General features: G+C 70.8%; 10 protein-coding genes. 7 read left to right on the top strand and 3 right to left on the bottom strand.

The genetic code is table 11. The features are described 5' to 3' along the window. From HR086_RS28135 to HR086_RS28120, 4 genes are all read left to right on the top strand, one after another. A partial coding sequence (locus tag HR086_RS28135) for an ABC transporter ATP-binding protein (RefSeq protein WP_305794096.1) occupies nt 1–975 on the top strand: 975 nt, incomplete at its 5' end. Further along, on the top strand, nt 975–2,003 hold the full coding sequence (locus HR086_RS28130; RefSeq protein ID WP_141641634.1) for an ABC transporter permease: 1,029 nt from the start codon (nt 975–977) through the stop codon (nt 2,001–2,003). The genes HR086_RS28135 and HR086_RS28130, both read left to right, overlap by 1 nt. 10 nt (nt 2,004–2,013) lie before the next feature. Then, nucleotides 2,014–3,507: a class I SAM-dependent methyltransferase gene (locus HR086_RS28125; RefSeq protein WP_174467157.1), complete on the top strand. Its 1,494-nt coding sequence runs from the start codon at nt 2,014–2,016 to the stop codon at nt 3,505–3,507. 21 nt (nt 3,508–3,528) lie between these two features. Then, nucleotides 3,529–4,695, top strand: a complete 1,167-nt coding sequence (locus HR086_RS28120; RefSeq protein WP_141641571.1) for a pyridoxal phosphate-dependent aminotransferase — start codon at nt 3,529–3,531, stop codon at nt 4,693–4,695. 2 nt (nt 4,696–4,697) lie between these two features. On the opposite strand, the gene HR086_RS28115 is transcribed toward HR086_RS28120, so the two are convergent. Both HR086_RS28115 and HR086_RS28110 read right to left on the bottom strand, forming a co-directional pair. Then, the gene (locus HR086_RS28115) at nt 4,698–5,630 is read right to left on the bottom strand and encodes a fatty acid desaturase (RefSeq protein ID WP_373564366.1); all 933 of its coding nucleotides are present in this window, start codon (nt 5,628–5,630) and stop codon (nt 4,698–4,700) included. 171 nt (nt 5,631–5,801) lie between these two features. Further along, entirely contained in the window at nt 5,802–7,289 is a 1,488-nt protein-coding gene (locus tag HR086_RS28110) for a class I SAM-dependent methyltransferase (protein WP_174467155.1), read from the bottom strand. Between the two features lie 189 nt (nt 7,290–7,478). On the opposite strand from HR086_RS28110, the gene HR086_RS28105 reads away from it, so the two are divergent. From HR086_RS28105 to HR086_RS28095, 3 genes are read left to right on the top strand one after another with little or no spacing between them, the layout of a single operon-like run. After that, nucleotides 7,479–9,524, top strand: coding sequence for an FtsX-like permease family protein (locus tag HR086_RS28105; protein ID WP_174467154.1), 2,046 nt, complete (start codon nt 7,479–7,481; stop codon nt 9,522–9,524). A 3-nt stretch (nt 9,525–9,527) separates the two neighbouring features. Next, the gene (locus HR086_RS28100) at nt 9,528–10,832 is read left to right on the top strand and encodes an ABC transporter permease (RefSeq protein ID WP_174456474.1); all 1,305 of its coding nucleotides are present in this window, start codon (nt 9,528–9,530) and stop codon (nt 10,830–10,832) included. Then, nucleotides 10,832–11,635 (top strand): outer membrane lipoprotein-sorting protein, encoded by an 804-nt coding sequence (locus HR086_RS28095; protein ID WP_174462789.1) that lies wholly within the window; start codon nt 10,832–10,834, stop codon nt 11,633–11,635. The genes HR086_RS28100 and HR086_RS28095 overlap by 1 nt, the downstream gene beginning before the upstream one ends. On the opposite strand, the gene HR086_RS28090 is transcribed toward HR086_RS28095, so the two are convergent. Further along, a partial coding sequence (locus HR086_RS28090; protein WP_174467153.1) for a non-ribosomal peptide synthetase occupies nt 11,601–22,018 on the bottom strand: 10,418 nt, incomplete at its 5' end. The two genes, HR086_RS28095 and HR086_RS28090, sit on opposite strands and share 35 nt — an antisense overlap.

The following is a 22,018-nucleotide window of genomic DNA, read 5'->3' as shown; positions in this document are numbered from 1 at the left end:
GGGCCATACTGCCGCCACCCCCCTATGACATCCCCAGACGAACTCGCCATCGAGGTGAAGGGACTGGTCAAGCGCTTCGGTGACGTCGTCGCCGTGGATGGCATCGACCTCGACATCCGCCGGGGCGAGTGCGTGGGTCTGCTCGGCCCCAACGGCGCCGGCAAGACGACCACCGTCGAAATCCTCGAGGGACTCCAGGAGCCCACCTCCGGTCACGTGCGCCTGCTCGGCCTGGACTGGAAGCGCTCCGCCACGCAGTTGCGCCAGCGCATCGGCCTGACGCTCCAGGAGACTCGGCTGGTGGAACACCTCACGGTGGAGGAGACGGTGAAGATGTTCGCCTCCTTCTATCCGCGCCCGCTCCCCGTCGAGGAGCTCATTGGAATGGTGCAGCTCGGCGAGAAGCGCGGGGCGCGGGTGGGCAAGCTGTCAGGCGGGCAGCGGCAGCGGCTGGCCCTGGCGCTGGGCCTGGCGGGAGACCCCGACCTGTTCTTCCTGGACGAGCCGACGACGGGGTTGGACCCACAGTCGCGCCGGGCGCTGTGGGACGTGGTGGTGGCGCTCAAGGCGCGAGGCCGCACGGTGGTGCTGACCACGCACTACATGGACGAGGCCGAGGTCCTCTGTGACAGGCTGGTCATCATCGACAAGGGCCGGGTCATGACGCGCGGGACGCCCGGGGAAATCATCGCCTCGCTGGGGGCCGATCAGGTCATCGAGCTGGAGGCGGACCCCGCGTTGGACCTGGAGCGGCTGCGCCCGCTGCCGGCGGTCGTCTCGGCGCAGCTCCACGCGGACCGGCTCTCCCTGCGGGTGAAGGAGCTGCATGTGGCGCTGCCCTCGGTGCTGCGCGAGGTGGAGCTGTCGGGCGCCCGGCTGCGGCACCTGTCCACGCGCAGGTCCACGCTGGATGACGTGTTCATCGGATTGACGGGGCGCTCGCTTCGCGAGGGCACCGAGGAGAAGGCGGCGTGATGGGCTCGCTGGGACAACTGGTGCTGATGCGGCTGCGGGTGCTGTGGCGCCAGCCCGAGGTGTTCTTCTGGACGTTCATCTTCCCCATCGTCACCACGCTGGTGCTGGGGCTGGCCTTCCGCAACGAGTCGCTGTCGCCCGTGCGCGTGGCTGTCACCGACGGGCCGGGGGCCCCGGCGCTGCTCGCCCGGTTGGAGGGGACACCGGAGCTGGAGGCCCAGGTGCTGGACGCCGCCGAGGCGCGGCGCATGCTCGCCCGAGGGCGGGTGTCGCTGGTGCTCGTGCCCGGTGACTTGAGTCCCGAGGCGCTGGTGGACCCCAGCCAGCCCGAGGGACGCACCGCGCGGCTGCTGGTGTCCCAGGCCCTGGCGCGGGCTCCGGACGCACCTCGACTGGAGGCGGTGAAGACGACGCCGGTGTCGGAGCCGGGCAATCGCTACATCGACTTCCTCATCCCCGGGCTGCTCGGCATGTCGTTGATGTCCTCCAGCCTGTGGGCGCTGGCGGTGCCGCTGGTGTCGATGCGCGGCGGCAAGCTGCTCAAGCGCCTGGCGGGCACGCCCATGTCCCGCTCGCACTTCTTCCTCGCCTTCCTCTTGGGGCGCACGGTCTTCGCGGTGCTGGAGGTCGCCTTCTTCTGCGCCTTCGCTCGCTGGCTCTTCGGCGTGCCCATGTTCGGCAGCTACTTCGCGCTCCTGGGCGTGGGGCTGCTGGGGGCCATGTGCTTCGCCTCGCTGGCGCTGCTGGTGTCCATCCGCGCGCGCAACGAGGAGTCGGTGGGCGGCCTCGTCAACCTCGTCTCCATGCCGATGATGTTCCTGTCCGGCGTCTTCTTCGCGTCGGAGAACTTCCCCGGCTGGATGCAGCCGCTCATCCGCGCGCTGCCGTTGACGGCGCTCAATGACTCGCTGCGCTCCATCATGCTGGAAGGCACGTCGCTGATGACGCTGGGCATGCCCATGGCGGTGCTCGCCGCCTGGACGGTGCTTCCGATGGTGGCCGCGCTGCGCTGGTTCCGCTGGGTCTGAAGGAGAGTCCATGTCGAAGCCCGCCGTGTCGCCCGCCTTCGTCCAGCAGCTCAACTTCCTCGCCCGTGACGCGAGCAACGAGTCCGCGGCGCTCCAGGCCGCATTCTCGCTCGGGTTGCTCGACAAGCTTCCCCGGGGACCCGGCGCGGTGCCCGTGTCGCTGGAGGCCCTGGCTCGACAGCTGGGAGCGAACGCGCGCGGAGTGCGCGCCGTCATCGAGCCCCTGGTGGGCCTGGGCTTCGTGCGGCTGGAGGAGGTGCGGGGCTACTCGCTCGCGGATGCCACCGCGGCGTTCCTCGCGCAGGACGCCTTCACCGCGCGGCTGCGGAACGTCCTCGCTTGGTGGCATGTGGTGGCGAAGCTGCCGGAGGCGGTGCGCACGGGTGGCCCGGTGGATGGGCGCGACCTGCTCGGCTGGTACCGCGCGCTGTTCCTGGAGCCCTTGCCGCCCGCGCCCGGCCCGGAGGCGGAGGACTTTCATGACCGCTTCGCGCGCAACTTCGCGCGCACCCAGGCACTGGTGACGGCGGCCGAGCTGGGCCTGCTGGCGCGCCTGGTGGAGTCATCCGCGCCGAAGGCCACGCTGGCGGCCGAGCTGGGCGCGCATCCGGAGGGGCTGGGTGTGCTGCTGGGCGTGCTGGCCACGCTGGACGTCACGCGCGAAGAGGACGGCCGCTGGGGCTTCACGGAGTCCGCGGCGCGGATGCTGGATGCGACGAGCCTGCCGTACTTCCAGCGCGCGCTGCCGGCGACCATGGCCTACTGGGAGGCCTTCGGGCACCTGGACGAGGCGGTGCGTGAGCATCGCTTCCGGTTGGACTTGAGGCAGCCCGAGACGGCGCGCCGCATCTACCAGGAGAACGCGTCGCGCATCTCCAGCATCTTCGCCTCGCATCTGCGGCTGAGTCGCAAGGCGGCGGAGCTGGTGGGTTCCATGCGCTCGCTCGCGGGCGCGCGGGTGCTGGACGTGGGCACGGGCTCCGGCGTGTGGGGCGCGGCCTTCGGGCTGGCGGCGCCCACGACGCATGTGACGTACCTGGACTCGCCCCACGTGCTGGACGCGGTGCGCCCGCACCTGACGAAGCTGAAGCTGGAGGCTCGCTCTCGGCTGTGGGAGGGCGACTGCCTCACGGTGGACTACGGCGAGGCGGAATACGACGTCATCCTCCTGCCGCAAATCATCCCCGCGCTGCCGCCCGAGGCCCTGCCGGGCTTCTTCGCGAAGCTCGCGCGGGCGCTGCGGCCCGGAGGGCTGCTGCTCATCTCGGGCTACCTGCTCACGGACCGGCGGGATGGGCCGCTCGACGCGCTCTACTTCTCGCTGCGGCGCTACGTGTCCAACGAGGGCGACGTGTTGTCCCTGCCGGAGTTCCGCGCGCTCCTGACGCCCGTGGGACTGTCGTCCGCGCGAGGCTTCGACATGCCCATCCAGCAAGTCGTCGTCGCCCATCGCGGTGATGTCGCCTGGCCCGTGGTCCCCAGCGCCGCCGTGACGGCCGCCTGAGTCTTCACTTCCGGAGTCGAGATGGAACCGCTGCGTTCATTCTTCATGGAGGACTACCTGGAGGGCTCGCGGTTCACCGCGCGCTACAACCTGGGAGAGTCCGGAGGCCGTCCCGTCACGGTGGGCGAGCTCTTGACGGGCTCGGGGGTGAGTGCCGCCCAGGCGTCGGAGGTCTTCCTATCCACGCTCCTGCGCGACAGTCCGAACTGGGGGCGCGCGGACCTGCGGGATTTGGTGGCCGCCATGCACCCGGGTGCCACGCGGGACAACGTGCTCATCACCACCGGCACCAGCGAGGCGCTGCTGTTGCTGTTCCGTCAGCTCCGTCCGCGCAAGGTGGCGCTGGCGTGGCCCGCGTTCCAGCTCCTCTATGAGCTGCCCATGCAGCAGGGCGCGCAGTGGGTGAAGCTGCCCGTGCGTTGGAATGCCCAGGGCCAGCCGTCCATCGACGCGGCCGAGTGGCTGGAGTGCCTGGAGCGCGAGCGCCCGGACGCCGTCATCATCAACACGCCCCACAACCCGAGCGGCCTGGTGCTGGACGCGGACCTGCTGGGCGCGGTGACGGCGTGGGCCGAAGCCCATGGCGCCACGGTGGTGGGCGACGAGCACTACCGCTTCTTGTCCTCGGAGGACGCGGTGCTGGGGCCCACCGTCTGGCGGCCGGGCACGCGCTCGTTCGTCACGGGCTCGTTCATCAAGTGCCTGGGGTGTCCGGGGCTGCGCATCGGCTGGTGCGTGGGCGACACGAAGATGCTGGCGCTGATGCAGAACGAGAAGAACTACACGACGCACACGGTGAACCCGGTGACGGAGTGGATTTCGTACGAAGTCCTCAAGGACCTGCACAGCCCCGCGCTGCATCGCGCGCGGGAGGACTGGCTCCAGAACCGGCGCACGCTGGCCGCGTTCCTGGAGCGCTCGCGGGGCGTGTACGGCACCGCGCCGCAGGGCGGCCTCGTCACCTGCATCGGCGTGCGGGACGCCATGGAGCCGGCGGCGTTTTCTGCCCGGCTGGAGGCCCTGGCGGCCGCGGGCGTGTTCGTGCTGCCGCTGAGCGCCATGGAGGTTGGCGAGCCCCACGGCGCGCATCCCCTGGAGCGGGGGCACGGCTTCCGGCTGGGTTTGGGCGCGGCGCCGGCGCACTTCGCGGAGGCGCTCGAGGTGATTGAGCGGGCGACGGCCCGGTAGCGCTACCGCAGCAGCGCGGCGAAGGAGTGGTCGCGGGCGGAGTAGTCCGCGTCCTCCATCAGCATCTGGTGCACGCGGCCCTGGAACGCGGTGGGCACGGCGGGGAACAGATGGTGCGTCAGGTGGTACTGGTCATGCCGGGGGAACAGCACCCGGTTGAGCCAGCCCCACGCGAAGACGTGGTTGCGGGAGCGGTGGAACTCGTCCGGCGAGCCGATGACGCCCGCGTGGTCCACCGCGTCCGACCAGTAGCGGATGACCTGATACGGCACCAGGTACGGCAGCGCGTAGAAGAGGGCGAACGCCTTCCAGCCGATGCCCCACTGCGCCAGCGCCACCAGCCCCGCGAGGAAGGCCCACCGGGTGAGTGTCACCGCCCACGGGTCCGTGCGGTGGAAGAACACGGGCCGCAGGAAGGCGGGCAGGTGCATCAGCGACAGGGGCCGCAGCAGATGGTCCTTCACGAACGGCCGGTCCGCCTCCGCGAAGCCGAAGCGGCGCCGGGAAGCGAAGTCCAAATCCTTCTGTGCGTCACCCAGGTGCAGGTGGTGCGTGAAGTGCTCGCGCGTGTACGGCTCCAGCGCTGTCAGGTCGATGACGGCCAGCAGGTGGCCGAAGACGCGGTTGCGGCGCTTGCCGCGCACGAACATGCCGTGACAGGCCTCATGCAGCATGTTGCCCAGCGCTCGGAAGCGCGTGCCGATGAAGAAGGCCACCAGCGGGTAGAGCACCCAGCCCGCCAAGGGGTGGTCCGCCATCAACCGCGCCGTGCCCAGGGCCGCGGCTGCCGCCAGGCCCACGTGCAAGAGGAGGTGTCCCACGCCCGCCGGCAACGAGTGCGAGTGGTAGCCCAGCGAGGCGACCCGCCGGGCGAACCGACCGCGCAGCTTCGTGGCGATGGACGCGCCGCGCTCGCCCATTTCGGGCAAGGCCACGGAGCCTGGACTGTCCACCTTCGGCACGGCGCGCATCGGGACCTTTCAGGGGTCTGACTCGAACGCGAGGGAGGAGCGACGCTAGTCGGGGTGCCGCGCCACGAGCAAGCGAGCGGCCCGGATTCCCACGGGGACAGGCCCTGGGTGGAAGGCCCGTGACGCGGTGCGTGCTCAGTCCGCCAGCCGCGTGGGAAGGTTCACCCCGGGGCGCGCGGCGAAAATCATCTCCTGCGTGGGCAGGGGGATGCAGACGGAAGAGGACAGGCCCACCACCTCCAGCAGCCGCGCGTACTCGGAGGCGGACAGCAGGTCGCCCTCGTTGGTCATGAACCGACGCAGGCCGAAGTACAGGTGGTCCAGGGGGCCGTCACGGCGCTCGTTGAGCACGTACTCGGCGATGAGCAGCACGCCGTCGGGCTTGAGGGCCCGGGCCACGCGCGCGAACAGGCCGGGCAGGCTCTCCGGCCGCAGGACGTTGAGCACCTGGGGGAGGATGATGACGTCGAAGGCGGCCTCCCCGAAGTCGTGGGTGAACAAGTCCCCGGGCCAGAAGCGCGCCCGGTCCGCCACCTGGAGCCGCTCCAGGTTTGCGCGCACCTGCTCGAGCACCACCGCCTGGTCGAAGTAGGTGACGTGGGTCGTCGGCGTCGCGCGCGCGAAGGCCGCGCCCCACACGCCGGAGCCGGTGCCGATGTCCAGCACCGCCGCGCCCTCCAGCGGGTGCGCTTTCGAGAGCGTGGTGGCCGCCTTGCGACTGAGCTGGAAGTGCGACGCGAAGACCGCCGTAATCTGATTGGAGTTGTCCGCGTAGAAGCGCCGGCTCACCTCCGGGTCCTTCAGGTCCAGGATGAAGCGCTCCTCGCGCACCGTCTCGTCCAGTCGCTCCAGCGCCTCCGTGTACTGCGCGGACACGCTCAGCGAGCGCACCATGTACGCCAGCGCCTTGCCGTCCAGCAGCCTCCGCGCCTCCGCGCTCAACCCGAAGGCCTCGCCCTCCCGCGTCGCGAGGCCCAGCTTCTCCAGCACCTCCACCACGACGCGCAGCCCGCCCGTACTCAGGTAGGTGGCCGCGCCCAGCTCCGGCAACGTGCGCGGCGCCGACGCGAGCAGCTCCAGCAGGCCCAGCCGCCCGGAGGTGATGAGCACCTGCGTGCGCGCGCCGCTCCGGGCGAAGCGGTCGAAGAAGTCCTCCGCCTCCGTGCTGGAAGCGGGCGCCGAGGCCTCCAGGAACAGCGCGCGCAAGTGTCCGAGCACGTCCCAGCGCCTTCCCGCGTGCTGCACGGGCTCGCCGTGTTTCACCGCCTCGTCGAGCAGGGCCACCGGGCCCCCCCACTCCTGCTCGGCCTCGAGCCGCTGGAGGAAGGCGCTGTCGCGCAGGAACGCCGCCGCGCCTTGCGTCAGGGCGAAGCGCCGCGAGTCATCCTGGGAGACGTAACCCAGACACACCAGCAGCTCGAGCAGGGCCCTCAGTCCTCGGGCGGAGGTCCCCGTCGCGGTAGCGAGCGCTTCGACGGAACACGGAGTGGAGCTGCCCTGCACCGGAAGTGCGTCGAAGAGGCCCAGGCGCAGGGAGGCTCGCAGGAGCGCGGACTCGTTGGCGGCATTGCGCGCCCAGAAATGGAGTGACTGCGCGAGGGAGGGGCTGGGGGAGGCCGTCATGCGCTGTCTCGGGAGAGGGAGGAGGCGGCGTGCAGCTTGGTCTGTCCTTCTCGCGTCGCGCAACCATCCAGGGCGTGTGGCTTGTATCGCTCGAAGGGGTTCTCTATCGTCCGGCCTCCACGTCCGGTCGAGGACGCCGCCCGCCCCGCCGGGGCGAGTGTGCAGGGTCCGCATCGCGAGGAGTCTCCAGTGACGTTGCTGTCGTTCGCGCTCCAGAGCGTCGTGGCCCGACCTCGGAGCTGGGTGGTGGCCCTGCTGGCGCTCGGCTCCGCGCTGCTGCTCACCCTGGGGTTCGCGATGGTGGCGGGCATCTCCGAGGGGACCCAGCGCAGTGTCATCGAGAGTGGCGCGGGCCACTTCCTCGTCTACAACTCCCAGTCCACCGAGTCCGCCGTGGTGGTGACGGGGCCCACGGGCGCACCCGTGCTGGTGCCCCTGCCGGACTATCCCGCCACCGAGGCCCGTGTGCGCGAGACGCCCGGGGTGAGTGACGTCGTGCCGCTGGAAGTGGGCATGGGCGCCACGTTCCGGGGCAACTACCTGGACGACAAGCTCTCCACCGCGCGTGCCGTGGCGCGTCAGCCCCCCTCGCCGGAGCGCGACGCGCGGCTGGCGAGGCTGGCGGCGGATCTGCAACGCACGCTGCGGGACGTGGCGCGTGACGCGGACCGGCAGGCGGAGGCCTTCCTCACCGCCGACGAGGCGCGCATGGACCGCGCGGCGTTGGAGGAGGCGACGACGCCCGCGTTCTGGGAGCGCTTTGGCGCCCAGCCGCTCGCCGCGCTCGAGTACCTGGAGAACCACGTCGCGCGGCAGGTGGGCGAGGGCGAGTCCATCGACATCGAGTACCTGGGCAGCGATTTGAATCAGTTCGTCCGCGCCTTCCCCCGCTTCGAGCTGGTGACGGGCACGCTGCCACCCCCGGGACACCGGGGCCTGCTCCTGGGGCACGGCCTGTACGAGCAGCGCTTCAAGCTGCCGGTCGCCGCGCGGCTGGATGAGCTGAAGCGGGAGCTGGACCGGGGCGCGTTGCTCGCGGAGGACGAACGGCTGCGCACACTGGTGGACCGCGCGTCGGCGGAGCTGCCGGACCTGCTGGCCCGCGTGGACGCGGAGCGCTCGGATGCCGCGCGCGCGGTGCTCACCCGCGTGCTGGGACACCCTGGCGAGGCGGAGGCCCTGTGGCGCGAGTTCCTGCAACTCGATGACGCCAACTTCGCCACGCGTCACCAGCTCTTCTACGCGGAGCTGGCGCCGCTGTTGCCGCTGTACCGCGTGAAGCCCGGGGACACCGTGGTGCTCAAGGGCCTGGACTCACTCGTCAATGGTGTGCCGCTCAAGATTTGGGGCACGTACCGCTTCCGGGGGCTCGGCGGAGACTCCAGCCGCGTCAACACGCTCAGCCTCATGGACCTGGTGAGCGCGCGCTACCTGTCGGGCCGCCTGTCGCCGGAGCTGATGGAGGAGGCGAAGCGCGACGCCCAGTCGCTTGGCCTGGACTTCCTGCCGGAGTCGGAGGTGGACCTGCTCAAGCCGGCCACCGTGGTGGAGGTCGAGACGCCGGAGAAGCCCTCGTCGGAGGTGCCCGACTTCCCTCGCGCCCGCGCGTGGCCGGAGACGTTCTCCGCGACGGAGCTGCGCGGAGGCAGCGTGCTCCAGGCGGCCGTGGTGGTGACGCCAGAGGCGAACCCGGAGGCGGTGGCCATGGACGTCGTCCAGCGGGCGACGAGCGCGTCGGTGCCGCTGACGACGGTGGACTGGGAGGCGGCGGGCGGCTTCGTCAGCGAGGTGGTGGGCCTGACGCGAGTGGTGCTGCTCGGCTTCTCCGTCATGTTGTGTCTGTTCGTCGTGCTGGTCTCCGCCGGCACGCTGCTGCTCCTCGCGCAGGAGCGCGTGGGTGAGGTGGGGACGATGCGCGCGGTGGGAATGCAGCGGAGCGACGTCTTCGGCTCGTTGTTGACCGAGGGGTTGCTGCTGGGCGGGCTGGGCGCGGGCGTGGGCCTGGCCATCGCCGCGGCGCTGCTGTTCGGGACGATGGGAGACGGCATCGGCGTCACGGACGAGTCCCTCCAGTTCTTCATGGGCGGCCCGGTGCTGATGCCCCGGCTGTCCCTGGGGCAGGGCGCGGCGGTGTGGCTGGGCGTGGTGGGCGTGGTGGTGGTGGCGTCCCTGGTGCCCGCGTGGCGCGGCAGCTCGGTGCCTCCCGCCGTGGCGATGCGCAAGAGGGAGGACTGACCCATGCTCTCCCTCATCCAACTCGCCCTGCGCAACCTCTTCGCCCACCGGGAGCGGGCGCTCTTGCTGCTGGGCATCGCCGCCGCGGCCAGCGGCGTCATCGTCTCCGTGTCGTCGCTGTCAGCGGGAGTGGCCGCGGCCCAGCGCGAGGCCATCACCACGTTCATCAGTGGCGACCTGAATGTCGGCGGCTTCTTCAAGGTGCACCCGGACTCCATCGCCCCGGTGGTGGGCGACGCGGCGAAGGTGCGAGGCGTACTGGCGAAGAGCGTCCCGGAGGGCTGCTCGGTGCGCGAGCGTGGCCGCAGCTTCGCGCTGGCGGGCGCGGGCCGTCGCCGCACGGGCTCCTTCCTGGTGGGCATGGACGTCGTGGGAGAGCGCGGGGCGCTGGAGCGCTTCCGGGTGGCGTCCGGCAGCCTGGAGTCGCTGGCCCGGCCGCGCACCCTGGCCATCTCCACCACGCTGGCCGAGCGCCTCCAGGTCAAGCCAGGCGACATCGCCACCCTCTTCGCGCAGCCGGTGGGCGGCGGTCGCCGCAACGCGCTGGACGTGGAGGTGGTGGCCATCACCGAGAAGGCGGGCCTCTTGGGCGAGTCCGCGGGCCTGCTCGTCTCCAACGACACGCTGCGCGAACTGGACGGCTACAAGCCGGGCTCCGCGGGTGTGTTGCAGTTGGTGTGCGGTGACACGCCGGTGGACGTGGACGCGCTGGGGGACACGCTGCGCGAGTCGCTGCGCGGCGCGGGCTTCGACGTGCTCCCCGCCACGAACGAGTCCTACGCGGAGAAGCAGATGCCCCTCTTGCGCGAGGGCTGGCGCGGACAGCGGCTGGACGTCAGCACGTGGGAGGACGAGTCCTCCTTCCTGTCCTTCGTCACGCTGGGCCTGGCCGCGCTGGCGGTGCTGGTGAGCGCGGTGGTGCTGGTGCTGGTGGTGATTGGCCTGTTCGTCGCGCTCAGCGTCGCGGTGCGGGAGCGCACGCGGGAGATTGGCACGCTGCGCGCCATGGGCATGCATCGCCGGAGCCTGGTGGCCCTGTTCCTCATGGAGGGGCTGCTCTTGGGGCTGGTGGGCTCGACGCTGGGCGCCGTGCTGGCCTCGGGCCTGTGCGTGGCGCTGCGCGGCGCGGTGCCGTTGCAGGGTGAGATTTCCAACCTGTTCTTCAGTGGCACGCTGCCCCTGGCGCCCAGCCTGGGCCTGGGCCTGCTGTCGGTGGTGCTCGTCACCATCGGCGCGGGGCTTGCCACCATCGTTCCCGCGGCGCGTGCCGCTTCGCTGACCCCGCGGTCCGCCATGGAGGCCCTGTGATGCCGACGTCCGTCCGCCGTCTCGCCGTCCTGCTCGCCGTCGTGCTCGCCCCCCTGGCCGGGGCCGAGGAGAAGGCTCCGAAACCGCCGGAGACGAAGGCCGCCCTGTCCGCGGAGGACGTGATTCGTCGCGTGGACGAGCGCATGGCGCTCAAGAGCGACTTCAAGAGCACGGTGCGCCTGCGCGAGAAGCGCAAGGACGGCTCGGAGGCGCTCCTGGAGATGCTGGTGTTCCGCCGCGACTCCTCGCGGGACCTGCTCATCTACATCACCAAGCCGCGCAACATGGCGGGTGGCGGCTACCTGCGCATCGGCCGCAACCTGTGGGAGTACGACCCGTCCGTGGGCCACTGGCAGCGCACCACGTCGCGCGGCAACATCGTCAACACCATCTCCTGTGAAGAGGACTTCGACCGCTCGCACCTGCTGGAGACCTACGAGGTGCAGGACGAGGGCGAGGAGGAGGCGGCGGGCACGAAGTTCCGCAAGCTGTTCCTCAAGGTGCGGCCGGGCATGGAGGCGTCCTTCCCGCAGCTGCGCATCTGGGTGGACCCCGACTTCAACATCGTCAAGCGCGTGGGCTACGCGCCCTCGGGCCGCACCCTGCGCACCGACATCATTCGCGGCTACCAGAAAATCAAGGACCCGGCCGCGGACAACCGGCCGGTGTTCCTGATGCGCGAGGTGCTCGAGGTGGAAGAGGCCGAGGGCACCCAGCTCACCGTGCGTTACGACGAGGTGGAGCTGGCGCCACTCAGCCCCAACATCTTCACGAAGACCTGGTTGGAAGGCCGCTTCCGCTGAGGAGCCCCTCCGCCAGGAGGTCCACTTCTGGCGGGTGAAGCACCGTGGCGTGTTCGCCCTCCAGCTCCACGACGTCCAGGTGCTCGGCGGGAAGGTGGCGCGTCCAACCCAGGAACGCGTCACCCACCTGCTGACGCACGGCCCGGCTGGTGAGCAGGCGCGGCCGCACCCGAGTCAGCGGGATGCTCCACGCGCGGGCCTGAGGCGTCAGCACCTCGCCCAGCACGCGCCAGATGCGAGCGAAGTCGCTGCCCCGGAAGTGCGGCGCCGCCGTGCCGCGCTCGCGGGCGCGCAAGGCCACGTGCTCCCACTGCTGGGGCCGGGGCATCGTGGACAGCTCCTCTTCCAGCGCCTCATCCCTCACGCCGAACTCGCTGGCCAGCACGAGCACCGGGTCCTCGCTGGAGGACGGCGCCACGGCCTGGATGGCCTCGGACGTGGCGGTGTCCACCATGCCAAGCAGCTCCACCGTCTCGCCCTGGGCCTCCAGCGCGGCGGCGACACCGAGGGCGGGATAGCCGCCGTAGGAGAAGCCCACCAGACGGTAGGGGCCCTGAGGCTGGAGGGCGCGGATGTCTCGGGTATAGGCCTCCACGCGTGCTTCCATCGTCGCGTGGCCGTGGCCTGACGCCAGCGTCTCCGGGGCCTGGATGCCGTAGCAGCGGAAGTGTGGCTCCAGCCGAGGCACCAGGTCCCGATAGTGGTGAACCTCGCCGTCGCCCGCGTGGAAGAGGAACAGGAGCGGCGTGCCCTCCGGCACTTGGGGACTCGCCAGCCGCACCGCGCTGGTGCGTCGGGGGCCTTCACGCATGAGCGCGAGGATGGCCTCGGCGGACTCGCCCAGGGTGGGGCTCTGGAAGAGGGTGGCCAGCGGCAGCGGCAGGCCCAGCTCCTCCTCCAGTCGCGCCAACAGGCGCATGGCCAGGATGGAGTCTCCGCCCAGCGCGAAGAAGTCGTCGCTGGCCTGCACGTCGGCGCGCCCCAGCGCCTCCTTCCACAGTCGTTGGAGCACCATCTCCAGCGTGGTGCGGAAGGGCGTCTCCAGCTTCGATTCTGAGGCGGGCTCGGACGACTCGGGAGCCACCGGCACGTCAGGGTCCGGCAGCGCCTTGCGGTCCACCTTGCCGTTGGCGTTGATGGGCAGCGCGTCCATCACCACGAAGGTGGCGGGCACCATGTAGCCGGGGAGCTGGGAGGCGACGTGCTGCCGGAACACGTCGGAGCGCGTGACGCCGGGCGCCTGGACGTAGGCGCACAGCGATGTCGTGCCCGCGGAGGACACGCGCGCGACGACGACGGCCTCCTGCACCTGGGGCTGGCGTCGCAGGCAGTTCTCAATCTCCGACAGCTCGATGCGGAAGCCGCGAATCTTCACCTGGTGGTCGGCGCGGCCGAGGAAGCGCAGGCGTCCATCCGGCAGCAGCCGGGCCAAATCTCCCGTGTGGTACATGCGCGCGCCGGGCGTGGACGAGAACGGGTCCGGCAGGAAGCGCTCGGAGGTGAGGTGCGGCGCGAGCAGGTAGCCGCGCGACAGCGCCGCTCCGCCGATGTACACGCGGCCGGGCAGGCCCGGAGGCACCGGCTCCAGGTGCTCGTCCAGCAGGTAGAAGCACACGCGCGGCATGGGCCGGCCAATGGGGAACGTGGCCGCCGTGCCCAGGCCCTCCTCACCGGGGATGTCGCAGGTGGCGGAGGTAATCGTGCACTCGGTGGGGCCGTAGACGTTCACCCACGGCGCGTGTCCACCGCCCACGCGCACCCAGGCCTCGAAGGTCTCCTTCTTGAGGACGTCACCACCCGGAGCGAGCAGCTTCAATCGCGCGGGCACGCGCTGGCCGAGCGCCTCCATCTGCCGAATCCACTCCTCGATGTACGTGGGCGGCAGGCTGATGATGGTGATGCCCGTCTCCTCCAGATACGGCGTCATCGTGTGCGCGGGGACGAGCCCGCTGCGCATCACCACCGTGCCACCCACGGCCAGGGGCGGGTACAGGTCCTCGGCGGCGGCGTCGAAGGTGAGCGGCGCGAACTGGAGCATCCGGTCGCCCTCCACCAGCCGGAAGCGTTTGGCGATGGCGACGTTGTGGTTCACCACGGAGCGGTGCTCCACCATGACGCCCTTGGGCTCGCCCGTGGAGCCGGAGGTGAAGACGATGTACGCCGTCTGCGAGTCGAGGACGCGACGCGGCCCGGGCTCCAGGTCATCCGTCACGGCCGCGGGCTGGGGCGCCACCTCCACATCCGCGACGAGCGGCACGTGGGCCTCCAGCACGTTTTCATCCACCCACAGCCGGCGCACCTCGGCGCGTTCCAGCACGTCGCGCTTGCGAGGCTCCGGCCAGTCCGCGTCCAGCGGCACGTAGGCTCCGCCCGCCTTGAGGATGCCGAGCAGCACCGCCATGGCCTGCGTGGAGGGCTCCATCACCACGCCCACGCGCTCCTCGGGTACCAGTCCCCGCGCGAGCAGGCGAGAGGCCAGCAGGTTGGCGCGAGCGTTGAGCTGGGCATAACTCCACGTAACGTCACCGTGCGCGACGGCGGGTGCGTGCGGCGTGCGGCGCACCTGGGCCTCGAAGAGGGTGTGGATGCAGGTGCCCGGCGCGATGTCCTGCGAGGGGCCCGCCAGCGCGGCGAGCACATCGGCGCGCTGGGCCGGTGACAGCATCGACAGTCGGGGCAGCGACACATCCGGCTCGCTCAGGGCGGAGGCGGCGAGCTGCTCGAAGGCGCGCGCGAAACGCTCCCCTGTCTCCGGCGTGAAGAGGGCACCGTCCAGGGCGACGAAGCCCGCCAGCGCGCCCGAATCGCCCAGGGTGACGCTCACCACCACGTCATACGCGGGGATGACGCCGTCGACGTCCAGCTCCGCCACGGACAGTCCCTCCAGCTCGGGCAGTCCGGGACGCTCCGCCTGGAGCAGCGCCTGCGCGAGTCGGGGCGCGGCCCGGTCTCCATCCGGCTGCACCGTGTCCGCGATGCGCTTGAAGGGCACTTCCTGGTGCGTGGTGGCGTGGGCCACGACGTCGCGCACGCGGCCGAGCAGTGCCCGCAGCGACGGCGCGCCCGACACGTCCGTGCAGAGCGGAAGCACGTTGGCGAAGTAGCCCAGCAGCCTCTCCACCTGGGGTGTGGCCCGGCCGGAGAAGGGCGTGGCGACGACGACGTGGGCCTGTCCGCTGAGCCGGTGCAGCCACGCCTGCGTCAGCGCGAGCAGGACGCTGAAGGAGGAGACGCCTTCGCTCCGGGCGAGCGCGCGGATGGTGTCCGAGTGCTCCACCGACAGGGACACCGCCACGGCGCGCATGTTGTCGTTGAGCGCGGGCGCGCGGCGCGGGAAGTCCAGCGGAAGGTCCAACAGCGGCGGCGCATTCGCCAGGGCCTGCTTCCACGACGCGAGTCCTTCTTCGAGTCGCCGCAGCTGCTCGGGCTGCCGCTGCCAGACGGCGTAGTCGGTGTACTGGAGCGCCAGCGGAGCCAGCGTCACGGTGCGCCCGTGGACCGCGGCGTTCCAGGCGGTCGCAAGCTCCTCAGCGAAGGTGCCCAGGCCCACGCCGTCATTCACGGTGTGGCTGAAGGCAATCACCACGGCGTGGCGCGTGCCCGTCGCGTCCAGCTTCAGCAGCTCGAAGCGATACAGCGGGCCGTGCTCCAGGTCGAAGTGCTCGCGGTCCAGTCGCACCACGGCCTCGCGTGCGGTTTCCAGGGCGTGCGCGGCGGACAGGTGCGAGAGGTCCACGCGCGTGAGGACCGTGGCGCGCGAAGGCAGGACGCGGACGCGCAGCGCATCGCCGTGCTGGAAGAACGTGGAGCGCAGTGTCTCGTTGCGCTCCACCACGGCCGCGAGGGACTCCTCGAACCGGTCCGCGTCCAGCGCGCCCTCCAGCAGCAGGCCGAGCGTGAGGACATACGGAGGCGCCTGCGGAAGCTGGAGCGCGTACCAGAGCCGCTCCTGGACGAGCGACGGGGGCAGCACCTCCGGCCGGATGACGACGGTGGGGCCCTGCTGCATCGCGCGAGGCGCAGCGTCGATGAACGCCGCCACCGAGGCGATGGTGGGGTTCGCGAAGAACACCGACAGGGGCAGCTCGACTCCGAAGGCCTGACGCAGCCGCGCCACGAGTCGGGTCGCCGAGAGCGAGTGTCCGCCGTGCTCGAAGAAGTTCCCCTGTCGGGAGAGCTGCTCCAGTCCCAGCGCGTCCTGGAACATGCTCGCCACCTGTAGCTCCGTGGCGCCGCGTGGCGCATCGTCGCCCAGGGCGGACAGCTCCTGTCGAGGCAGCTCCCGCTGTGACAGCGCCTTGCGGTCCACCTTGCGCGACGTCGTGAGGGGCAGTGCGTCAATGGGAATGAAGGCCGAGGGCACCATGTGCTCGGGCAGGCGCTGACGCAGCCATGCGCGAAGCTCGTCGAGGGCGAGGGTGCCGGAGCTGGCGGATACGAGGAACGCCACCAGTCGCGTGCCGCCGCCCGCGTCGTCGCGAGGCACCACGGCGACCTCGCGCACGTCCGAGTGGCGCGCGAGCACGGCCTCGATTTCGCCGGGCTCCACGCGCATGCCACGTATCTTGAGCTGGGTGTCCAGTCGGCCCAGGTATTCGACCTGGCCGTCCCCGAGCCAGCGCACCCGGTCTCCCGTGCGGTAGAGCCGCTCGCCGGGCGTGGTGGCGAAGGGATTCGGGATGAAGCGCTCGGCGGTCAGGTCCGGGCGCTCCAGGTAGCCACGCGCCAGTCCGATGCTGCCGACGTACAGCTCACCCGGCACGCCAATCGGACTCGGCTCCAGGCGCGCGTCGAGCACATAGAGGCGGTTGTTGGTCAGGGGCTTGCCCACGGTGACGCGGGTGATGTCCGCCGCCGCGCCGGACGGCTGTCCGAGGCCGGGGAAGGTCGTGATGGTGGCGGCCACGGTGACTTCCGTGGGGCCGTAGGAGTTGAGCAGCGCGCGGCCCGGGGCCCAGCGCTGGGCCACCTCGACTGATAGGGGCTCGCCGCAGGAGATGATGAGCTGGAGGTGCTCCAGTCCCTCGACTTCGAGCTGGGCGAGGACCGTCGGCGTGAGCGCGCAGTCGGTGATGCGCTGCTCTCGCATCAGTGTGCGCAGCGGCAGGTCGGGCATCAGCCGCTCTCGGGGGGCCAGCACCAACGTGGCGCCGGAGAGCAGCGTGGAGAAGATCTCGCAGACCGAGCCATCGAAGGTCACGGAGGCGAACTGGAGGACCCTCCGGCCGGGCCGGAGCCCTTGCGCGTCGAGCAACGCGAGGGCGGTGTTGCACAGGCCCTGATGTGTCAGCAGCGCGCCCTTGGGGCGACCTGTCGAGCCCGAGGTGAAGATGACGTACGCGAGCTGGTCCCCCGCCGCGAGCGGTGGCAGGTCCTCCACCGGCTTGCGGGAGATCTCCGCCGCGTCGGTGTCGACGTACGCGGCCATGATGGGGACGGTGGAGAAGACGTGCCCCAGGGACTCGCGCGTCACCAGGACCCGCGCGCCCGAGTCGACGAGGAGCTGGGTGAGCCGCTCTGGCGGATGCACGGGGTCCAGCGGCACGTAGGCTCCGCCGGCCTTCAGCACGGCGAAAATGGACACGATGAGCTCGGGGCCGCGCTCCAGGCAGAGGGCGACGCGCTCCTCGGGCCCCACGCCGAGCTCCCTCAGGAAGCGGGCGAGCTGGGTGGAGCGGGCATGCAGCTCCCGGTACGAGAGCGTCTGGCCCTCGTAGCAGAGGGCCTCCGCGTCCGGCGTGCGTGAGACCTGCGCGGCGAAGCGGGAGACGACGTTGTCGTGTGCGTCCCGGGCGAGGGAGAAGTCGTTGAAGTCGACGAGCACCTTCCGGCGCTCCTCCTCCGTGAAGAGCGACAGTCGGCTCACGGGAGTCGAGGGTGCGAGCAGCGCGGCCTCGAGCAGGCTCACGTAGTTCGACACCATCCGCTCCGCGCTCTCGGCCTCGAACAGCGCGGTGGGATACTCGAGGTAGAAGCCGAAGCGGTCGCGGAACTCCTCGGCGGTGAGCATCACGTCATAGAGGCTGGCCGCCGAGCCGAGTCGAATCTGGTTCGCCTTCAGTCCCGGGAAGCCATCCGAGAGAACACGGGGACTGGGGTTCAGCTCGAACATCGCCTGCACGAGCGGCGCGTGAGAGAGGCTGCGCTCCACCTGGAGGGCATCCACGACTCGCTCGAAGGGAACCTCCTGATGGGCGAACGCCTCCAACGCCGTGGTCCGCGCGTGGTTCAGCAGCGTGAGGAAGGACGCCTCGGGGGCGATCTCCGTGCGCAGCGCCACGGTGTTGATGAACAGGCCGACCAGGGGCTCCACCGACGGATGGACCCGACCGGACACGGGCGTGCCCACGCACAAATCCAGCTGGCCGGTGTACCGGTGGAGCAGGGCGGCGAAGGCCGCGTACAGCGCGATGAACGGGGTGACCTGCTGCTCGCGGCACAGCGTCCGCAGCGCCTCGGCGAGGTGCTCTGGCAGGGGATGGTGCCGCGTGAAGCCGCCTTCGTGACTGCGCCCGGGGTGCCGAGGCACATCCGTGGCCAGCTCCAAGACGGTGGAGGCTCCCTCCAGCTTGCGCCGCCAGTACTCCAGGTGGACGTCCTGACGTGCGACCAGGGCGGGCGAACGCTGCCAGGCCGCGACGTCCGCGAAGTCGAGCGCGAGGGGGCGGAGTGTCGGCGTGCGGTTCTCGACGAAGGCCGCGTAGGCCTCCGCCAGCTCGCGCAACACGATGTCCATGGACAGGCCGTCCACCACGATGTGGTGGAACACCAGCAGCAGGACGTGATGCTCCGGCGCGAGGTGGAACAGGTGGAAGCGGCACATCGGCCCCGTGTCCAGAGGGAAGGGGCGCTCCGACTCCTCCTTCAATCGGGACAGGAGGACCTGCCGCGTGGCCTCGTCACCGCCAGCCACCGTCGACAGGTCCTCACGGTCGAGCACTCGCGGCGGTACGGGCTGGAAGCTCACCCGCGGCCCACCCTCCGCGGCGATGAACGTGGAGCGCAGCGCGGTGTGGCGCTCGAGCATGAAGACAAGCGCGGACTCCAGGGCCTCGGCGTCCAGCGGCCCACGCAGCTCGGTGGCCTCCGGAATGGCGAGGGACGCGGAGTCGGGCATGATCTGCTGGAGGAACCACATGCGCTCCTGCGAGAGCGACGACAGGGTGGGCGCATCCGCGCTCCGAGGCAGGGGCTCGGGGAGCGGAAGGGACTGCCCCGGAGCCAGCTCCGAGAGCGCCCGCGCGACGCCCGCCACCGTGGGTGCCAGGAAGAGGGCCTTGAGCGGCAGCTCCTGACCCAGGGCCTGACGGATTCGCGACACCAACCGCGTGGCGCTCAGCGAATGGCCGCCCAGCGCGAAGAAGTCCGCGTCGCGAGAGACGCTCTCCAGGCCGAGCACCTGGCAGAAGAAGCTCGCGAGCAGCTGCTCCAGCGGTCCCTTTGGTGGCGCTTCGCTGGCGCCTCTCGTGGACTCGGTCTCCGGGAGCGGGAGCGCGGTGAGCGCCCTCCGGTCCACCTTCCCTGACGGCGTCAGCGGCAGCGCGTCCAGCACGACGAAGGCCGAGGGGACCATGGCCTCGGGGAGCAGGGTCTTGAGCGCCGCGCGCGACGTCGCGGCTTCTTCCGCTCGCCCCTCACGCGCGACGACGTAGGCGATGAGGCGCGCGTCGTTGTGCGCCGTTGCCCGTGCCAGGACAACGGCGTCACGCACGGAAGGCAGCCGCCGCAGCGTGGCTTCAATCTCCTCCAGCTCGATGCGCTGCCCGCGCACCTTCACCTGGAAGTCGGTGCGGCCCAGGTACTCCAGCGTGCCGTCGCCGCGCCAGCGGGCCAGGTCTCCCGTGCGATAGAGGCTGGCGCCGGGCAGGTCGCTGAACGGGTCCGGGATGAAGCGCTCGGCGGTGAGCTCCGGACGACGCCAGTACCCGCGCCCCACCTGGATGCCGCCGATGAAGAGCTCACCCTGAACACCCACGGGGACGGGCCGTCCCGAGGAGTCGAGGACGAGGAGGTGGGTATTCGCCACCGGGCGACCGATGGGCACGCTCGTGCGCGTGTCGCCTCGGCGGCAGCTCCAGTGCGTCACGTCCACCGCGGCCTCGGTGGGGCCGTAGAGGTTGTGGACTTCCGTCGCGGGAAGCCGCTCGTGGGCGCGTTGGACCAGGTCCGCGGAGAGGGCCTCGCCGCTGCACACCAGCACGCGCAGGTCCTTGAAGGACTCCTGCCAGGGCTCCTCGAGGAAGGCCCCCAGCATGGATGGAACGAAGTGCGCGATGGTGATGCGCTCGGCGGCCAGCAGTCGCGCGAGATAGGCGGGCTCGCGGTGTCCACCCGGCCGCGCCAACACCAGCCGCGCGCCCACGGTGAGCGGCCAGAACAGCTCCCAGACCGAGACGTCGAAGCTGGTCGGCGTCTTCTGGAGGACGCTGTCACCCGGGGCGAGCGCGTGGACCTGGTGCATCCACGTCAGGCGATTGACGACCGCGCGGTGCGCGTTCATCGCGCCCTTGGGACGGCCCGTGCTTCCCGAGGTGAAGATGACGTACGCGAGCGAGTCCGGGTGCGGCCGGCTCTCGACCCGTGTGCTCGGGAGGCTCGCGAGCCGCGGGGTTTCCGCGTCGAGGAGGACCGTGTGTCCTTCGTGCTGCGGCAGGTGGCTGACGAGGTCCTGACGAGTGATGACGACCGGAGCCGCGCCGTCCTGGAGCATGCCGGCCAGTCGCTCGCGAGGAAGCTCCGGGTCCAGTGGCAGGTACGCCGCGCCCGACTTGAGGATGCCCACCAGGGCGATGACGAGCTCGAGTGAGCGCTCCAGGAACACGCCGACGAGGACCTCGGGGCCCGCGCCGAGTGACTGGAGGTGCCGCGCGAGCTGATTGGCCCGTGCCTCCAATTCACCGTACGTGACGTGGTGTCCCTCGAAGGTCAGCGCGCACAGGTCGGGAGTGCGCTCCGCCTGGGCTTCGATGAGCGAGACGAGCGTCGCGTTCGCATCGTACTCCCTCCGCGTGTCGTTGAAGTCGCGGAGCACCTGTCGGCGTGCGTCGACATCGAGGAGCGAGAGGTGGGCGACCTGCTGGCTCGGAGCGCCGAGTGCGTCCTCGAGCAGGTGGACATAGTGGGACAGCAGGCGCTCGATGGTGGGCGCCTCGAAGAGGTCGGTGCTGTACTGGAAGGACAGCTCGTGGCCCTGGGGGCTCTCCGTGACGGTGAGGGCCAGCTCGGACTGGGTGTTCAGTCCGTCGACGACGATGGGGCGGGCCTGGAGCCCGGGGAAGGTGTCGGCGAGCGTGCTCTCCGCGTGCTCCCAGAAGAAGCCCACCTGGAACAGCGGGGAGTGCGCGAGGCTGCGCTCGACCTGGAGGGCCTCGACGACTCGCTCGAAGGGCGCGTCCTGGTGCGTGAAGGCTTCCAGGGCCGTGGTCCGCGTGCTCGCCAGCAGCTCCGCGAAGGTGGTCCCCGGAGCGAACCGCGTGCGCAGGACGACGGTGTTGGTGAAGAGGCCGACGAGGTCTTCGAGCGCGGGATGGGGACGGCCGGAGACCGGCGTGCCCACGGACACGTCATCCTGTCCCGAGTGCCGATGCAGCAACGCGCTGAGCGCCGCGCCGAGGACCATGAAGGGCGTGACCTGGTGCTCGCGACACACCTTCGTGAGCGCCTGCTCCAGCGCGGGGGACAGTCGGTGGAAGCGACTGAGCGCGCCTGTGTCTCCGAGGACAGAGGGCCGGGGCTTGTCGGTGGGCAGGGATAGGAAAGCGGGAGCACCGGCGAGCTGGTGCTTCCAGTACTCGAGGTGGGCGCCTTCGCGCTCCCGGACAGGGGCTGAGTGCTGCCAGGCCGCCACGTCAGCGTAGTCGAGCGGGAGCTGGGGCAGCGCGGGCATCCGCTGCTGACCGAGGGCCGCGTAGGCCTGGGACAGCTCGTGCAAGAGGATGTCGATGCTCAGGCCATCGACCACGATGTGGTGCAGCACGAGCAGGAGGACATGATGCTCGGGCGCGAGGCGGAACAGGCGGAAGCGATAGAGCGGTCCCTGCTCCAGTGACATGGCGCGAGTCGCTTCTTCGCGCAGCCGCTGGTGGAGCAAGGGGCTGTCACCGTCCAACGCCGGAAGGTCTTCGACCTGGAGCAGCTCCACGGGAATGGAGCCCCGTCGAGGAACCGGTCGTCCGTCCTCCGCGACGAGCGTGGTCCGCAGCACCGGGTGGCGCTCCAAGAGCAACCGCAGCGCGCCATCGAGTGCAGGCACATCGAGCGGACCGCGCAGCTCCACGGCCTCGGGGATGTTGTAGGCGCGAAGCTCCGGCTGGAGCTGGTGGAGGAACCAGAGGCGCTCCTGGGCGAAGGAGGAGCGAGGAGGGAGGGAGGAGGGAGAGGGGT

This window comes from Myxococcus sp. CA039A (genome assembly GCF_013336645.1).
Classification (GTDB): Bacteria; Myxococcota; Myxococcia; order Myxococcales; family Myxococcaceae; genus Myxococcus; species Myxococcus llanfairpwllgwyngyllgogerychwyrndrobwllllantysiliogogogochensis.
The sequence above is the reverse complement of the archived record's forward strand: the minus strand, read 5'-3'. Positions and strand labels throughout refer to the sequence as shown.

Excerpts from the sequence above, each read along its gene's own strand:
- HR086_RS28095 (WP_174462789.1), top strand. The coding sequence starts at position 10,832 with ATGCCGACGTCCGTCCGCCGTCTCGCCGTCCTGCTCGCCGTCGTGCTC.
- HR086_RS28100 (WP_174456474.1), top strand. The coding sequence starts at position 9,528 with ATGCTCTCCCTCATCCAACTCGCCCTGCGCAACCTCTTCGCCCACCGG.
- HR086_RS28130 (WP_141641634.1), top strand. The coding sequence starts at position 975 with ATGGGCTCGCTGGGACAACTGGTGCTGATGCGGCTGCGGGTGCTGTGG.
- HR086_RS28125 (WP_174467157.1), top strand. The coding sequence starts at position 2,014 with ATGTCGAAGCCCGCCGTGTCGCCCGCCTTCGTCCAGCAGCTCAACTTC.
- HR086_RS28120 (WP_141641571.1), top strand. The coding sequence starts at position 3,529 with ATGGAACCGCTGCGTTCATTCTTCATGGAGGACTACCTGGAGGGCTCG.
- HR086_RS28110 (WP_174467155.1), bottom strand. The coding sequence starts at position 7,289 with ATGACGGCCTCCCCCAGCCCCTCCCTCGCGCAGTCACTCCATTTCTGG.